The organism is Photorhabdus bodei (genome assembly GCF_003287735.1).
Lineage (GTDB): Bacteria > Pseudomonadota > Gammaproteobacteria > Enterobacterales > Enterobacteriaceae > Photorhabdus > Photorhabdus kayaii.
The window spans coordinates 84,738-102,543 of sequence record NZ_NSCM01000002.1 but is presented as its reverse complement, the minus strand read 5'-3'; the positions used below and the strand labels follow the sequence as shown (position 1 = coordinate 102,543).

At 39.8% G+C, this 17,806-nt stretch carries 14 protein-coding genes and 1 tRNA gene; 11 read left to right on the top strand and 4 right to left on the bottom strand.

The features are described 5' to 3' along the window. Positions 1 to 290 precede the first annotated feature (290 nt). From CKY02_RS02305 to CKY02_RS02265, 9 genes are all read left to right on the top strand, one after another. Positions 291 to 656, top strand: a complete 366-nt coding sequence (locus CKY02_RS02305; protein WP_112877528.1) for a Dabb family protein — start codon at positions 291 to 293, stop codon at positions 654 to 656. Next, the gene (locus CKY02_RS02300; protein WP_112877530.1) at positions 646 to 1,068 is read left to right on the top strand and encodes a DUF2000 domain-containing protein; all 423 of its coding nucleotides are present in this window, start codon (positions 646 to 648) and stop codon (positions 1,066 to 1,068) included. Before CKY02_RS02305 ends, CKY02_RS02300 begins: the two co-directional genes overlap by 11 nt. A gap of 13 nt (positions 1,069 to 1,081) precedes the next feature. Then, complete coding sequence (locus CKY02_RS02295; protein ID WP_112894077.1) at positions 1,082 to 2,485, top strand: phenylacetate--CoA ligase family protein; 1,404 nt, start codon at positions 1,082 to 1,084, stop codon at positions 2,483 to 2,485. Beyond that, on the top strand, positions 2,482 to 3,429 hold the full coding sequence (locus tag CKY02_RS02290) for a branched-chain amino acid transaminase (RefSeq protein ID WP_112894076.1): 948 nt from the start codon (positions 2,482 to 2,484) through the stop codon (positions 3,427 to 3,429). Before CKY02_RS02295 ends, CKY02_RS02290 begins: the two co-directional genes overlap by 4 nt. 21 nt (positions 3,430 to 3,450) lie before the next feature. After that, complete coding sequence (locus tag CKY02_RS02285; protein ID WP_112894075.1) at positions 3,451 to 4,029, top strand: prephenate decarboxylase; 579 nt, start codon at positions 3,451 to 3,453, stop codon at positions 4,027 to 4,029. Positions 4,030 to 4,085: 56 nt separating this feature from the next. Beyond that, entirely contained in the window at positions 4,086 to 4,628 is a 543-nt protein-coding gene (locus CKY02_RS02280; RefSeq protein ID WP_112894074.1) for a carboxymuconolactone decarboxylase family protein, read from the top strand. Between the two features lie 21 nt (positions 4,629 to 4,649). After that, entirely contained in the window at positions 4,650 to 5,597 is a 948-nt protein-coding gene (locus CKY02_RS02275) for an ornithine cyclodeaminase family protein (RefSeq protein WP_167405254.1), read from the top strand. A 151-nt stretch (positions 5,598 to 5,748) separates the two neighbouring features. Continuing rightward, positions 5,749 to 6,375 carry a LysE family translocator gene (locus CKY02_RS02270; protein WP_112894072.1) on the top strand — a complete coding sequence of 209 codons (627 nt, stop codon included), beginning with the start codon at positions 5,749 to 5,751 and terminating at the stop codon, positions 6,373 to 6,375. A gap of 380 nt (positions 6,376 to 6,755) precedes the next feature. Then, a complete protein-coding gene (locus tag CKY02_RS02265; RefSeq protein ID WP_112894071.1) occupies positions 6,756 to 7,427 on the top strand; it encodes an RES family NAD+ phosphorylase in 672 nt (223 codons plus the stop codon). 39 nt (positions 7,428 to 7,466) lie between these two features. Here CKY02_RS02265 and CKY02_RS02260 read toward each other — a convergent pair whose 3' ends face one another. After that, positions 7,467 to 8,093, bottom strand: coding sequence for a DNA-binding protein (locus CKY02_RS02260; protein ID WP_112894070.1), 627 nt, complete (start codon positions 8,091 to 8,093; stop codon positions 7,467 to 7,469). 326 nt (positions 8,094 to 8,419) lie between these two features. Continuing rightward, positions 8,420 to 8,507 (bottom strand) — tRNA-Ser (locus tag CKY02_RS02255). Between the two features lie 213 nt (positions 8,508 to 8,720). Between CKY02_RS02255 and rcsD the strand changes: the two genes are divergently transcribed. Together rcsD and rcsB are read left to right on the top strand one after the other, a co-directional pair. Next, a complete protein-coding gene (gene rcsD / locus CKY02_RS02250; RefSeq protein ID WP_112894069.1) occupies positions 8,721 to 11,411 on the top strand; it encodes a phosphotransferase RcsD in 2,691 nt (896 codons plus the stop codon). A 4-nt stretch (positions 11,412 to 11,415) separates the two neighbouring features. Beyond that, positions 11,416 to 12,069, top strand: a complete 654-nt coding sequence (rcsB, locus tag CKY02_RS02245) for a response regulator transcription factor RcsB (RefSeq protein ID WP_112877544.1) — start codon at positions 11,416 to 11,418, stop codon at positions 12,067 to 12,069. Between the two features lie 86 nt (positions 12,070 to 12,155). On the opposite strand, the gene rcsC is transcribed toward rcsB, so the two are convergent. Beyond that, a complete protein-coding gene (gene rcsC / locus CKY02_RS02240) occupies positions 12,156 to 14,972 on the bottom strand; it encodes a two-component system sensor histidine kinase RcsC (RefSeq protein WP_112894068.1) in 2,817 nt (938 codons plus the stop codon). A gap of 157 nt (positions 14,973 to 15,129) precedes the next feature. Then, positions 15,130 to 17,766 carry a DNA topoisomerase (ATP-hydrolyzing) subunit A gene (gene gyrA / locus CKY02_RS02235; RefSeq protein ID WP_112894067.1) on the bottom strand — a complete coding sequence of 879 codons (2,637 nt, stop codon included), beginning with the start codon at positions 17,764 to 17,766 and terminating at the stop codon, positions 15,130 to 15,132. Positions 17,767 to 17,806 lie beyond the last annotated feature (40 nt).

Here is a 17,806-nt window from a genome sequence, read left to right as displayed (position 1 = left end):
CACAAGGCGACAAAATATATTTTCAAGGCGTAAACGCAATCAAATTGAGCTTGTTTTTTATAAGCCAAAGGCAAGCCATAACAGCTTTCTTATCATTGTCAGAACCACAATATTCCCACTCTTTTTTAAATTATTACCATAGGGAAATAGTTGACTGCTATAAATGCAATGTGTTATTTAAATTAGACGCAAATCAAAAAAACTAAATCAGGCATGCGCTAATATTAGGTATAAATCAGATCGTTTCTATAGGTTATTATAACTCAAAATCATTAATTATGAGGTAAATTATGTTGGGCAAAAATAACTTAATTGCACACCAAGTCTTATTTACCTTCAAGGATGGAATAAGCTGGGATAGTGAAAAGGCTATATTAGCAGAGAAGGTGACTTTAAATCATATAAATGAGATAAGTGAAATAAAAGGATGGTTTTGTGGTCGAAGTACGGTAGACAGAAAGCAATCAGTTGACTTTAGTTTAATTGGTTACTTTGAAAGTTACGAAGACCTGGACATATACATGCATCATCCCGATCATATAAAAGGCGTGGTGCTATGGAAAGAAATAAGTACATGGACAGTCTCGGATATTATTATCGATATAAATAAGTTGATAAATTTCACTCAGTTAATAGGAAAGTCGTATGGAATTTGACGAAAACCTACATAAAAGTGTCGTCGTTATCGCTGATAGTCTGCCACTTGGGTTAGCCATGAATGCACTGAGCGTCATTAGTGTTTCAATTGGTAGAAATATCAACGGGATTGTAGGACACGATGTCTTTAGTAAAGATAGCATTTGTTATCCCGGTGTCATTAAAACGCCTTTGCCTGTTTTGAAAGCTAGTCATGATGTACTGGCCGCTATTCATAATGAATTAAAATCTAACGATAATTTTAAATTGAGTCCTTTTTCCTGTTTAGCGCAATCATGCAGAACATATGAGGAATACGAAGGAAAATTATCTGCTGAACATTCGGATGAATTGAAGTTATCTGGAATTGGCATAGTTGGACCAAAGAAAGATATCAATAAAATCACTGGCAACTTACCACTTTATAAATAACCAGGTAATATATATGTATTCCATTTTTAGAAATGAACTTCATGAATTAGGTATGAAATACCTTACCGAGTTAAAAAAATATCTGTCTGGCGAGATAAATATCTCCTCATTGGAAAAAATACAATACGAAAAATTAAAAGAAATCATAAATTATACGAAAAATGGGTCAGCTTTCTATCAAGATCGTCTAGACGCAATAAACCCAAATGATGATGAAAATTTATCCTCATTGATTGAAAAACTTCCCTTTACTACAAAATCAGATCTAAGTAAGGCGGGAAACACGATATCTTCAGATAGCCTAGGTAACGCTTGGGTATATTATGAAACCACAGGGACGACTGGGCCATCAACACCTTGTCCTCGCAATGAAATAGACTCTTTAGTGAATAACAGTTTTCTGACTCTGCAATATGAGTCTATTTTCAATCAAGAAGGCAAACAACACATTATTGGCGTGATGGGTCCAACGGAATTGCACTCCACTGGCGATACATTTGAAGATGTATTTCGCAGTTTAGGGCATACCGTTATCAAAATGTGGCCTCGTTCGCCCGTTGTTGGTATGCACAGAGTACTCAGGCTGATACAAGACCTCAAAATAACCGCCTTAGTTTGCACACCTGCGGTCGCCGCTGAGTTGCTAAAATATTGTCGGAACAATGCATGTGATGCAAAAGAACTAGGTATCGAGATCATTTTGGTGCTTGGCGAACTTATTACCCCCAATAGATTAAGAAACTTATCTCGGAATTGGGGCGCTAAAATTTACAACTGTATGTATGCCTCACAAGAAACGTCAATTCTGGCGGCTTGTGACAATACCAATAAGCTTATTACTATTCCATACAACAATTATTACGAACTCATTTGCCCTTTTACTCAGCAAAAACTCAATGTTGGTGATAATCACGTTGCTGGTGAATTAGTGATTACCCATTTATATAAAGGGAATAAACCTCTGATTCGATACAAAACAGGGGATATGGTTCGGTGTAAAGCAATAGGCTTAAATCAATGGGAAATAGAACCCATCGGCCGGGTAAAAGATGTATTAGTATTAAACAATGCCAATGTGTATGCTTTTGATATTGAAAATGCCATCTTTGAAGAACTCGAATATTGTTTTGAATACTTTATTGAAATCAACAACACAGCCGGTACAGATGAGCTCAAGATCACTTTAGAACCGAGTGACGAATTAAATGATGCGTCACTCATTAGTAAGATAAAGCAAAAAATGGAATCCAAATTCAATATGAATGTCGACATCCATGTCGGAGATGTCGGTGGACTGATTGGAACCGCGGCAATGGTAAGTTGGAAAGCAGCACGGATCCATGATCTGAGAGATGATACCAACAATATTGAGCGAAATTCGGCTTTAGAAATTATGAACAAGAGGGCCAATAAATGACAAACAATATCGTTAGCCCGGTTAATAAAGATTGGATCGTATTTCTAGACGGGGAATATCTCAATTTTAGCAATGCGACCTTTCTTGCCAATACACAAGCGTTAAATTATGGCACCGGTACATTTGAGGGGATCCGGGCTTATTGGGATCAAGACAATAACCAACTTAATCTATTTAGAGTGCATGAGCACTATGAACGGTTAATTCAATCAGCTAAAACATTAAAAATTGAATTACCCTATACCAGTCAGGAGTTAACCGATATTACTAAAAACATCATCATTAAAAATGGTTTCAAGCAAGATATTTATATCAGGCCATTAGTGCTTAAAAAGTCATTAATGCCGGGTGAGAAATTTGGCGTTAAGCTAAGTGGTGTAAATTCAACCCTCTGTATTAACGCTTTACCTATGGGCGCTTATGCCAAAAAAGCAGCGTTTACATGTCTTATTTCAAAATGGCGACGTGTATCAAATGCGGCAATTCCATCATCTGCCAAAATTACCGGCACTTATGTTAATTCCGCACTTGCTCATGAAGATGCCAAAGAAAACGGATTTGATGATGCTATCATGTTGAATGAACAAGGCATGTGCGCAGAAGCAAGTACATCAAATGTTTTTATTGTAAAAGATAATTGCGTTATTACACCATCGCTTAGCGCTGGCATTCTTAATGGAATAACCAGACAATCTGTTTTCGATATTTGTCAATTCCGCAATATTCCCTGTATTGAGTCAGAAATTCAACAAAAGGATCTCTATGAAGCAGATGGCTGTTTTTTAACAGGCACTGGCCTTGAAATATCAATTGTGTCACAAGTAGACAATGTGTCATATAGACAAAAAGAAGATTCTATAGCCAATGTTATTGCCCAAGATTATCAAGAAATAATCAGAGGCAGAGTAGATAAGTTCTCACATTGGTTAAATCCGGTTTATTAGTGTAATTCCAGGAGAGACATCATGGAATGTGTTTTTTTTAGTTTCTACAAAGATACATTTGATGTTCTAAATATTGCTACCTTAGGCCCGTCAGGCACAAGTAGCGAGCAATCCGCTATTCGTTTTGGTGAATTTGCCATTAAAAATAATGTCGCCAAAAGTTACCAAGTTGTTTTATGTAATACTTACGAAGAAGCAAGTAATCAAATTATTTTAAATAACTGTCAGGCATTGGTGGTAGCCAATGCTTATTACAATATCAGTGAATTTTATATGGATAACAGGTTTAACTTGTCATCCGCATTTTTAAATTACACGCCTAATTATGGTATCGCTATTCGTGATGAATTAACTACAGATAATATCGTCATTGCAACCCATCCGGCACCAAAGGCTTTAATCCCAGAGTTGTTGCCTGATAATCTAAAAATTGCAGATATCATTTTTAAAGACTCAACCAGTTCAGCCGCAAAAGCAGTCGCTAACTCAGAGGTAGATGCCGCACTCACGACAGAAGTGGCAGCAAAATTACACAATTTAAAATTTATTTCTCATATTCGACCAATTCAAATGCTTTGGTCAGTATTTACAGCCGTATAAAAGCTAATGTTGCTTTAAAATAGGCAAATATATAGATCTAATATACAGAGGTTATTATGTCTTTACTTACTCTACACACCATTACTACCACACCTGAAAAAAGTAAAAAATTACTTCAAAGTTCTATTAATGATTTCGGCTGGATACCTAACCAAAGTGGTTATATGTCAGAATCTCCTTCACTATTAGCCGCTTACCAACGAGCACACGACCTATTTATTGATAGTTCACTGAATGAAGAGGAAAAAGCGGTGGTGTGGATTACAACCGGAATAGAAAATGGTTGTAATTACACGGTTCAGGCACATGGCTATATTGCAATTCATAATGGTGTGGATAAAAAAATAGTTAAAGCATTGATTGAAAAAACCGACGATCTCTCTCCACGATTATTGGCACTACGTGAATTTACCATCGAGGTTATTTACTGCCGAGGACAATTGAAAAGAAGTGCTATTGATCTATTCCTAAGCCGTGGTTTCAGCAAAGAGAATATGCTGGATGTTGTGTTAGGGGTTTCTCAAAAGAATATGTCGACAATTCTCAATAGCATTGCCGGAACCGAGATTGATGATAAATTCAAGCTGGACGACCTTTAACTGATATTGAAAGGCATCAATATGCTTTATGTCGATAAAGAAACCGTTGCGCGTTATTTGACGATGGAACTTAGTCTTAAGCTAAGTGAAATAGCATTTAAATTGCAATCGGAAAGAAAAGTAGAGCAACCTTTGCGCAATATCGTTAAAGGTGAAGACGGCTTAATGGGCACCATGCCGATTTATATTAAGGAGGGGCCATACAAAGGGTTTGGGTTAAAGTCGGTGGTAGTGAGGTTTCAAAGCAATAGCGATAAACCTTCACACATCGGTAGTGTGCTGGTTTACGACGAGCCAGGTGTTTCAGGGATTGCCGCGGTGGATGCCGGCGCTATCACAGAAATCCGCACCGCCGCCGCTTCTGCTTATGCAACTCATCTTCTTGCCGCAAAGGATGCTAGCCGGTTAGCGATACTTGGCACGGGTTTACAAGCAAAAGCACATTTGCAAGCCATGTTATATGTACGCCCGATTAAAGAAGTCACTTTATGGGGTCGTAATGCAGAAAGATGCCAAGAATTTGCTACATGGTGTGATAAAACGCTCAATCTTCCTATTTCGATCAAAGCCTCACCTGCTGAGGCTGTACTCAATAGTGACATCATTTGCACAACCACGGCATCGCGTGACCCTATACTCAATAGAAAAGAGCTACCGGTTAAATGTCATGTCAATGCCATTGGCGCTTCGGCACTGGGATTCCAGGAACTCAGCGAAGATATGTATAGCAATACAACCCTATTTACTGATTCCAATGAATCGGTACTTGCCGCCTCTCAATCTGTTATTAAGGCAAGGGAGAAAGGTATTCTTAGTGGGTCAAACATTGGGATAGAAATTGGTACCGTTTCTCAATCTCATTCCAATTTGTGCGATCAGGGGGTGACTATCTTTCAATCCGTTGGTTTGGCCGTTCAAGATATGGTATTTTCTCGGGAAGTCATTCGACAACTAATAAAAATGTCTTAATTATTTTGGATGAAAATATGCCAAACTTAAGACGTTCAGTATTAGAAAAATGTCGTTATTGTCTATAATAAAGAGCCCTATTTGTCACTTGCATACGCAAGTGACATTTTTATGTTCTGTTACTTCAAAGTGTTATTTTGAGAGGAAAGATATGCTAGAAGTGTCACAAATAGTAACCTATACAGCGGCACTGACTGTTGCTGCGGCGATACCAGGCCCTGGAATGGCAGCATTGGTTGCCAGAAGTGTGAGTAATGGCGCGTTAGCGGGATTTAGTGTGTTGTTTGGCCTGATTATTGGTGATCTCACTTATTTGTCCTTTGCTGTTTTTGGCTTGTCCATTATCGCGAGCAGCTTTGACACTTTATTCGTTGTAGTGAGGTGGGGTGCCGCCTTATATTTGGGTTATTTGGCGTGGCAGTTTTGGTTTGCCAATCATCAACCCATTGATGAAGACCAACCCATTAAGAAAAAGGAGTTGGCTGCGGCCTGGTTATCTGGTCTCACTCTAACGTTAAGCAATCCTAAAACCATTGCCTTCTATCTCGCTCTATTACCTTTGGTAATTAACATGGAATCTATCTCGTTGCAAAACTGGGGGCTCATGTTAGTACCACTGACGGTTTTTGTCTTATTCAGCGTAGGCGCGGTATTTATTCTCGGTGCTCTCAGTATTCGACATCTGTTATCAAGCCAACGGGCACAACGGATTTTATTTAAAGGTGCGGCTGTCATTATGTTCGTAACCGCTGTAACTATGCTGTTCAAAGGCGATTAAAAAAGTTTAATTTCTTACTATTTCCACGGTTTTATTGAATAAGAATCCGTCCTGGAAAACCATTCTTACCAATAAATCGTGGACACACAATAAACTACAAACACAACTCGCCCCCAGAAACCACAGCACATATTTATCATCGGAAATGCAGTTAAAAGTTATATAATTGTTTTGTCATTAATGACATTTACAGCGCTAATGAGCAAGCGCTCTGCGCTTTTTCACCCGATAGGCAAAAGCTTTCGATGTAGGTATAAAATGCTACACAAGGAGATTCTGTATCCCGATCTAGAAAAACAAATTCGGGAAATCTATAAAACCCACACCATTCCGACTTATACTCCCGGTGACTGGAATTTAAAACGTTGGCAAAGGAAAGAATGGCCGTCCGCTCTGAACTTCAATTTTGGCGATGGGCGATATATACCCTATGGATTTCAAGATGCATCGCGACGGCAAGGGAACGAATCCCCGGGAGCATAGATAACTATGTGACCGGGGTGAGTGAGTGCAGCCAACAAAGAGGCAACTTGAAAGATGACGGGTATAATTCCCCAGATAATTCTTTCCGAGTATGTTATATGGCCGACCGAGCAGTTACAGCCCTGGCAGAAAGCTATGGAAGGCTATGGCATAAGGAAGGGTTACGATTTATTGATGAATCTGAGATCCGTACTGCAAGAATGTGCAACATTCGTTCATTAAGGAAATTAGTTTTTATCGATATTGCTAAACTTATTGGGATGTTACATATCCCGTTAAGTGTTATGGTTGATGAAGATTATTCAGTGACAAAAAGAGCTATGGCTTGCCTCTATGAACTCTTAAATAACGAAATGGATGGTATTTGCCACATATCTCGCCACTGGCCTACAGACTTCTGTTATGCAGTGTGGGAGAAGCGGGAAGATCGGTTTGTAGACGCAGGGATGCAAAGCTTGGTTAATTACAGGGATTCAGAATATATGCCGAGTACATGGAATGAACCCGACATATCAGCAGATGAATTATTGGAAGAAGTGCTTAACTTCAAAATTATCCGACTTGAATGATATAAAGTTGCCCCCTCGAAACAGGGGCTCTTTTTTATTTTAGCTTGCGATCTGATGACCCACTTGTGATGCAGCCCTCAGCATCAAAGCCAGTTCGTTTTCTGAAGCATTGTTTTTCATCATAATGTCAAGAGGTGTTCTATTGCAGGACAATGGTGTTGTTAAAAAAGACATTTTAGATACTGGGTTAATGTCCACACCCATCGCTTTCATAACATCTTCAAAATAAGGCAAGACTCCGCCGGTAGTGAACTGGAATGTAGGGAAAACGTAATCACTGTTTTTTCTAAAAGCAAGCAACTTTCCACTTTTCACTCTCATGTTAACAGCCTGACGACTTATGCAGAGTATCTCTGCAACGTCTCCAGCTTTGATAGTTCCGCCCATTTTATCAAGTTCCTGATAGAACAGAGCTAAGTTTTCAGCACGGCGTTTAAGCTTACGAAGTTCACGCGCTGGAGTTCGGACTTTGTGTTCAAGTTGAGTCGTATATAATAGTTCAAGTAGTTCGCTATCACTTAGCACAAGAGCATTTATGGCTTGCGCTTTCTCTTTAAACTCAGGCATCAATGACGTGAGCAATTTGTCAAATCGCCGTTGCAAAAGGGATTGGTACTCATTAAGAGTATCAGCATTTTTGCTGTGGTTTGTCAGTATCGTGTTCATAGCTCCTCCTTACTTGCTTGACGATTATTGTGTTCTCACATTATGGAATCGTCAAATTGATGCTTGGAGGCAGATGGGTAAAGGAAAGGCTCTAAAAGGTCACGAAGTAAAAGGCTCTAATCTTCATAGTTTAATTTGCTGAGTTGTTCTCCCCTCGCTCAGTGGCAAGGCTTCTATAATTGCTATGAGCTGTACCCTATCAGTAATATTAGCATTATGACCCCAGCCATAATAAACATACCCGCAACATTGAATATACCCGTGCATAATGAGCCTCTGCACAAATTAAAAAACCCTACGCACTTTCTGTGCGTAGGGTCACTATTTGGCGGAAGGATAGAGATTCGAACTCTAGGATGGTTTCCCATCGGCGGTTTTCAAGACCGCTGCCTTCGACCGCTCGGCCATCCTTCCATGGCGCGAGATTATGCGCCTAACATGATAATATGTCTAGTCTCTATCGTAAAAATTCTGTGATTTTTTTACTATTCGCTCAATCCTCAATCTACAATATCCTTTTCAGCCCTGATCCTGCTAAAATTAGCCTAAATAGATCGAATCATAAGATTCACCAATTTAACGAGCTCGCTAAACAGCCAAGCAATTATTAAGGCTTTTACTCAACGAATGTATAACAAACAATTTTCTATTAATTCATCGACCATAAACCGTTACTACGGTCTGTTCATTATTCTGCTTTTTGTTTCCCTGTTTTTATACAGCTATAACTACTTCAATGCCTGGCTAATGGGGAAAAAATATGCGCTAAATAGTGTTGCAACCAAAATAGTATTACAGATAGAAGATTATCGTTACCACGCTAATTCTATCTTTAAACAAGCCAATAGCTCATCTTTTAAACCACCAGAACTCGTCACACCGATGAAGCTACGACCTGATGTTTACTGGCTTGAGAATAGTTATCAAACTATCGACACGATTATTTTTGGTCACCACAACACTGCAAGTGTAGAGTTGGCACAGCGCCTTTCCAACTATATGGAGATTTTGTGGGGCACCCGCAATGAATACAACTCCATGTACTACCTGAATGGTAAAGATAACAGTCTGTTTCTGATAACCACTCACTCTATTCTTAAACCAGAATTGAGGTTTAAAGAAAGTTATCTAACACTGACTGCCGAATCAAAACGTTCAGAAATGCTGATGCAATCCACCGCGTTAGATGAACGGGAAAATATTTCATCAATCCGTAAGTTAAATGGCGAAAATATCCATTTTTATACTTATCGGGCGACGTTCAATTCACCGGGTCAATTGGCAACAGTTATCGCTTTTGATTTGCCTATTTGTCATCTTCTTCCCATGGATATGGCAGCGGCCAACTTCAGTCTATTGTCGGATGACGAGCAACCCCCTAATGAAATTAATAAAGTCAATATTTCACAAAATGGTTTCTGGCTCGAATTTTCTCAATCGCTTAAAGGTACGCAATACAAACTGCTGTATCGGATATCACTCAAAGATTTGCTAATCGATTTGTTATACAGAAACATCTGGTTGTTACTGGCTGATTCAGTATTTATTATCCTGTCCTTAGGTGGGCTTATTTACATTCGTAGAAAATATATCGCGCCAAATGCCCTGATGAGCCACCAGCTACAAATCAAGGATGCGTTAAGTCACGATATTATCTCCAATATTCCGATTGGCTTATTGATTTATGATTTCTCAGTAAATCAGATAATTATGTGCAATAATATCGCCGATCATCTGTTGCCAAATGTCGATTTAAACAAAATTAAGATGATGGCAAAGCAACATCATGGTGTCATTCAAACCTCAATTGATGATTCAGTCTATGAAATTAACATGTACAGCATTCGCCTGTTGCCAGAAACTTATCTGTTTTTACTGCAAGATAAAGATCAGGAAGCATTAATTAGCCGGCGTCTACAACTTGCCCATTTGGAATACGATAAGAGTGTACAAGCTCGGCGTTTTATGTTGACCAACATTCGTTCTGAATTACAACAACCAATAAAGGAATTAGATCATATCGCTTACCAACTGAAACAAGTTCTTATAGAAGAAAATAGTGTTCGTATCGTCGATAATTTATTAACTAAATCTGAATATATATCCGACTGGATCGAGAATATTTCATTACTCAATGAATTAGAATCAGGTGAATGGCAAGCAAAAAATGAATCGTTTTCATTATCAGTCATTTTAGAAGATATTATTAAAAAAGTGTTTCCTAAGATGAATAATAAAGGATTGAATTATTATTATCATTGCAATATTAATCCTGAATCACTATTTATTGGCGATAATACTGCCATCAGTAAGATCGTCCTGATGTTAGTCAATTATGCAATCACGCTTACATCTTATGGCAAAATATCTCTCATCGTTAATTATTCTCAGGAATACAAAGAACAAATTCAAATCGAAATTATAGATACAGGAACCGGACTTAATTCAACAGATTTAACAAACTTGAATTATCCATTTTTAAGCAAAGCCACAGGTGATAAATATCAATCCAATTCAGGACTGACCTTTTATCTATGTAACCAATTATGTAGAAAATTAAATGGTCATTTTACTATAAACAGCAAACCCAGCCTGGGTACGCGCTATGCTATCAGTCTGCCCTTAATAATCGGCCAAGACCAATGCCCGCCGCTCCTGGAAGACATTACTGCCTTGCTGGATATCAGCAATACGGAGATCCGTAAGATAGTGCAAAATCATCTGCATCATTATGGCGCTGTTTACTTCGATAAAAAGCCAGAAAATATGGATCGAGAATACGATATCATGTTGACGGATAAACCCTACGATTCGGCAAAATCGACTATATTACTGGTTGATAATCTGGCCGGCTTTGAGCAGATAAAACCTGACTATATTCGATGTAACTACAATCTGAGTGAAGCGGTTATCAATGCCATTTCGTTATTAATTGAGAGAAGTTTCAGTTTTAACGAATTCACTGCAAATTTAGAAATGTCAGCATTTAACGATGAAAGCAACGATTACGATTTTGGCAATGTTATAAATAGTTATCAAAAACAGCTAACTGATAGCGATTACCGACAATTATTTGTCGAGACAGTACCGATAGATATTAATAAGCTGTATACTGACATAGAACAATATGATCTGATATCGCTTTCGCAAACAGCACATCGCCTGAAAGGCGTCTTTGCTATGTTAGACCTAGAACTCCTCAAACTTTCTTGCGAAACACTGGAACAACACATAACAGACAGTAATGAAATAGAGATTAAGAATAGCATTGGCCGTATTGAATCCTTCACCAAAAGGCTATTGCAGCAGGGTAACTAATAAGATGAATAACCTTAACGTCATTATTGCTGATGACCATCCGATTGTCCTGTTTGGCATCCGCAAATCACTTGAGCGGCTTGAATGGATCAACGTCGTCGCTGAGTCTGAAGACTCGACCACATTGATCAACAATCTGTCCTGTATTAAAGCAAACGTACTGATCACGGATCTGTCCATGCCTGGGGACATATACGGCGATGGGATCAATTTGATTAAATACATCAAACGCCATTATCCCAGGCTATCCATCATTGTTCTAACCATGAACAATAATCCAGCAATTTTAAGTGCTGTACTCGAACTTGATATTGAAGGCATTGTCTTAAAACAAGGAGCACCAACAGATTTACCTGATGTATTAACGGCCCTGAAACAAGGGGAAAAATTTATGCCAGAAAGCGTTTCTGAACTGTTGAAAAAAGTGACGAAAACCCCCTATGGCGATAAACCGTTATCACAAAAAGAGAGTGAAGTTATACGTCTATTTGCCCAAGGCTTTTTGGTAACAGACATTGCCAAAAAACTTAAACGCAGTGTCAAGACTATCAGCAGTCAGAAAAAATCGGCCATGGTAAAACTGGGGGTAAATAACGATATTGCATTACTCAATTATCTTGCTTCTGTCACTATCGGTACGAACAATCACGTTCAGTAAATATCGTTCGTTATTTTAACCTGAAAGTCGTCCTGATGCCCGGTAACTATTTGTTTGTACCGGGCATTATTTTATAAATCATCGTTTCAAATCATTTTCGTCAGTGTCTGTCTGAGAGTCACCAGAGAAACCGGTTTAGACAAACAATCATCCATTCCTGCATCAATACAGCGTTGTTTTTCTTCCGCCAGTGCATTTGCCGTAATACCAATAATCGGCAGCTTACACCCATCATTCCGTAAATACATTGTTAACGCATAACCATCCATATTGGGCATATTGACATCCGTCAGAATAATATCAATCCCCCCGTTCTTCAAATATTCCAACGCATCTAATCCATCATTTGCCACCGCTGTTTGAAAACCAATGGATTTCAACTGATCGGCCAATAAACGGCGGTTGATAGGATGATCATCCACCACCAGAACCACAATAGTATTAAACCGGGTGTTTGCCTGAAAAACAGGTGCGGCGGTATTCAATACCACATTATGATTCGATGAAATCAGCCGCTCAATCATTACCGACAAATCATGTAAATGGTAAGTGTTATGTAACCAATAGTTTTCTCTGATTTGTTCCGGTGAGCCAATATAGTCCGTCGATAATTCAATATAAGCGTATACAGGGGAAATAACCGCATCAGGAAAATCGCTGATAATAATTTCACTACCCTCTGTGTTTTGCTCACTGTATAAAACAGTGTGTAAACCATGATGAACCAGAAAACGCTGTAAAAACTCCTCCAGATAAAGATTACGTATAGCCAAGATGATTTTTCGCTGATACTCATTTATTAACTGAGTTTTTGGCCTATATTTCGCACCATATAAAGGTAAACGAATAGAAAACATACTCCCTATCTGTGGTTGTGAAATGACTTCAATATCACCATCCATCAGATTGATCAGTTTTTCACAAATCGCCAAACCAAGCCCTGTTCCCTGAGATGAACTTTCCGTATTTGGCATAATCTGAAAAAATGGATCAAACAACTGAATAAGCGCTTTATCAGAGATACCGACGCCAGTGTCCTTTATTCTGACGTATAAGTAATCTCTATCAACTGTCACATGGATAATCACACATCCGGTATCAGTGAATTTAATCGCATTATTTAATAGATTAGATATAACTTGTTGTAATCGAACCGGATCATTGCAGATATAATCTGGAACATCCGGTTCAATATAGCAATACAAGGTCAACGGCTTTTTCACTACTAACGGTAGATAGTTAGAAATAACATGAGAGATAACTTCCTGACAGGAAAATTCTCTAGACTCAATTTTAAGCTGTTTAGATTCAATCTTTGAAAAGTCGAGAATATCACTGATGATTTTTAGCAACAGCGCTGAGGAGTTATTCATCGTTGATAACAAACGGACAGATTCAGCAGGCAATGAATGTGCTTGTAATAACTCCAGGTTGCCAATAATACCGTAAAGCGGCGTTCTCAACTCGTGACTGACGGTAGCCAAAAACATAGATTTAGAATAGTTAGCCTGTTCTGATGCCAACGCCATTTCCTGTAATGATTTTTCCATCCGCACACGGACACTAATATCAACCAAGACACAAATTGCCACCTCTTCATTCCTGTAGCGGGAATGAACAAAACTGATTTGCAAATGATGATTATTACTGGTTACAACATCAACATAACTGCTGGTTCTGTCACAAATAATATGAATAATCCGTTCCCGATCTTCGTGCGTTAGCATTCTCAAATAATTATGTGCCAACTCATTACTCAGAATACTACTGCCATCACTGACCCGCAATATACTGATCCCAACCGGCGCTGAAGCCACAATTTTATGATTAAATTGCTCATGTTCTTCCAGGCGAATGGCATTCTCTTCAGCCGGAACAAACATTTTCCGTTCAAACAGATACACCAAGATAATGATGACAAAGGCAGATAATACATTAAGCACAAAACTGCTAATAATCTGTAGCTTAAAACCTTCAAAAATAGTTTTCAGTGGCAGTGCATAAATGATACTGAATGAAGATGGCATTAACCGACGTTTTAACAGTAAATCAGTAAAATTATCATCATAGCCAAAATAAGGCGCTTCCAACTGATAATCAGCATAATGAAGTTTATAGTCATCATTTACTGGATAATGCAACACCGGTTGATTACTGCGATTCAACAACGTTATTGAAATTGGGCGGTCTTGTCTCTGAATAAAAGAGTCCAATCTGATGAATTGTTCAATGCCTATCATGGCAACCATCTCACCATTGACATATACCGGAGCCAACACGTAGAGATGGCCGCTATCAGATCTTGCGCCCGGTATAACCCAATAAACATTTCGTTCTTTACCTTGTTCTTTCAGGCTGATAAGCCTACGTGAATTTTCATAAACTATTTTTTTCAACGTATCGGGTTCAGTCGTGGTATTACGGATGGAAAAATTCACCATACACATACTTTGTGTCCCCACCAGAAAAACCTGATTCAACCCCTGAGGCGCAGCAAGATTATCTTTCCAATAGAAGATAAGGTTATTCAACGAATTTAAATAACTATGAGTATTGTTGCGAAAAGTACGACAGTCAGCGCTTTGGTTCAAAGGATGGTAAGAAAACGCCGGGCTATTATGTGGAAAATCAAAAATAGCATTTTTTCCATTAGAATTCAGTAAATGCTTCTCTGTCATATATTGGATATCCCGCAGAACACTTGCTGTATGACGCACATAAGAGAGTGCGGAATCATAATTAGCATTGTATTCTTGCCGAATATCCGACTTGACTTCATTAAAGATATTAACCAGGTAAAAAGCTGTTAATAAAGCGCCTAACGCCCACAACATTAAGCCAAGCACCCGGAAAAGATAACGGGATATTTTCAGCGATGTACGAAAAGAAGAAAGATATCTCAAAAGGTTACCTGATAAAAACCAGCATCATTCAACGTCATTAATGACAAGATATACCAGAACTTAAAGATTAAAAAGGCCCATCTGTTGCATATTTCGATATTAAAAAAACAGGCACCGAAGTACCTGTTTCTTAAATTAAGTGAAAAACTATCCTCACTTAAACCGGATCAACTGACTCGCTGCTGTTAGCATCAGGTAAATCGGTGCTATCACTTTTCACTTCTTCCCCTTCTGCTGCCAACCCATCTTCATCATCTTCATCATCTTCGGGCTCAGCAACCCGCTGTAAGCCAACAACTTTCTCATCTTCAGCGGTACGAATAAGTGTTACGCCTTGAGTATTCCGGCCAACAACGCTGACTTCCGACACCCTTGTTCGTACTAATGTGCCAGCATCAGTAATCATCATTATTTGATCGGTTGGTTCAACCTGAATTGCCCCGATCACATTACCATTACGTTCGCTGACTTTAATCGAGATAACCCCCTGTGTTGCACGGGATTTAATTGGATACTCGTTTTCAGCGGTACGTTTACCATAACCGTTTTCAGTGACCGTTAGAATTTCTCCTTCTCCACGCGGGATAATCAGAGAAACAACTTTATCTTTACCATTTAGTTTAATACCACGTACACCGGTAGCTGTACGCCCCATTGAACGAACCGCTTCCTCTTCAAAACGAACAACCTTCCCTTCCGCGGAGAACAACATAACTTCGTTACTACCGTCAGTCAGGTCAACGCCGATCAGCTCATCACCTTCATTGAGATTAACGGCGAGAATACCCGCACTGCGCGGACGGCTGAAATCTTGCAACGCGGTTTTCTTCACGGTCCCACTGGCGGTAGCCATGAAGACATACAGCCCTTCTTCATATTCACGCACCGGCAGAATCGCCGTAATTCTCTCATTTTGCTCTAACGGCAACAGGTTAACAATCGGACGACCGCGCGCGCCACGGCTAGCCTCCGGTAATTGATAAACCTTCATCCAGTACAGGCGGCCACGGCTGGAGAAGCAGAGGATCGTATCGTGAGTATTGGCAACCAACAACTTGTCAATAAAATCTTCTTCTTTAATACGCGCCGCGGATTTACCTTTACCACCACGGCGCTGCGCTTCATAGTCAGACAATGGCTGATATTTGACATACCCTTGATGTGACAAGGTGACAACAACATCTTCCTGATTAATCAAATCTTCAATATTGATATCAGCCGTATTTTCCGTGATTTCAGTACGGCGGGCATCACTGTATTGCGCCTTAATTGCCAACAACTCTTCACGGATCACTTCCATCAAACGCTCAGGATTTTCTAGAATGAATAGCAACTCGCCGATTAATGTCAGCAATTCACGATATTCATCCAGCAGTTTTTCATGCTCCAAGCCGGTCAGTTTCTGCAAACGCAGATCCAGAATGGCTTGAGCCTGTTGTTCGGTCAGATAATATTTACCGTCATGCACACCATATTGTGGTTCCAGCCATTCAGGGCGGGCGGCATCATCACCGGCACGTTCCAACATGGCAGCAACACTACCTAATTCCCACGGCTTAGCAACCAATGCAGCTTTTGCCTCGGCTGGTGTCGGAGCAAGACGGATAAGTTCGATGATAGGATCGATATTCGCCAGTGCCACGGCCAATGCCTCAAGAATATGGGCACGTTCACGGGCTTTACGTAATTCAAAGATGGTACGACGAGTGACCACTTCACGGCGGTGGCATACGAAGGCCGAAATAATATCTTTTAGATTCAGCAACTTCGGCTGCCCTTGATGCAGGGCCACCATGTTTATACCAAAAGAGACTTGAAGCTGAGTCAGGGAGTAGAGATTATTCAGAACCACTTCCCCCACCGCATCCCGTTTCACTTCAATCACAATCCGCATGCCGTCTTTATCGGATTCGTCACGAAGTGCACTAACCCCTTCGATGCGTTTTTCTTTCACCAATTCGGCAATTTTTTCAATCAGACGGGCTTTATTGACCTGATAAGGAATCTCGTGCACTAAAATAGTTTCACGACCATTCTTCTCATCCACTTCAATTTCCGCACGAGCACGGATATAAATTTTACCGCGACCAGTACGATAAGCCTCCTGAATACCGCGACGACCATTAATAATCGCAGCAGTAGGGAAATCTGGGCCAGGAATATACTGCATCAGCCCTTCAATGCTGATATTTTCATCTTCTATATAAGCCAGACAACCATCAATAACTTCGGACAAGTTATGAGGAGGAATGTTAGTCGCCATACCCACTGCGATACCGGAAGAACCGTTGATCAGCAGGTTTGGTACTTTCGTTGGCATCACTTCCGGGATCTGTTCTGTACCATCATAGTTTGGCACAAAATCGACGGTCTCTTTTTCCAGATCCGCTAGCAGTTCATGGGCAACTTTCGCCATACGCACTTCGGTGTAACGCATAGCGGCGGCTGAGTCACCATCAACTGACCCAAAGTTACCCTGACCATCAACCAACATATAGCGCAAGGAAAATGGCTGAGCCATACGAACAATCGTGTCGTAGACTGCACTATCCCCATGTGGGTGGTACTTACCGATGACGTCCCCGACAACACGGGCAGACTTTTTGTAGGGTTTATTCCAATCATTTCCCAGTACACTCATGGCATAAAGTACGCGACGGTGTACCGGCTTTAGTCCGTCTCGAACATCTGGTAGTGCGCGCCCAACAATAACAGACATCGCATAATCCAAATACGAGCTTTTCAGCTCTTCTTCGATATTGACCGGGGTGATTTCTCTGGCAATGTCGCTCATGGAGCCCACTATCCCTCATACATTCCGAATTCAAAGGTTT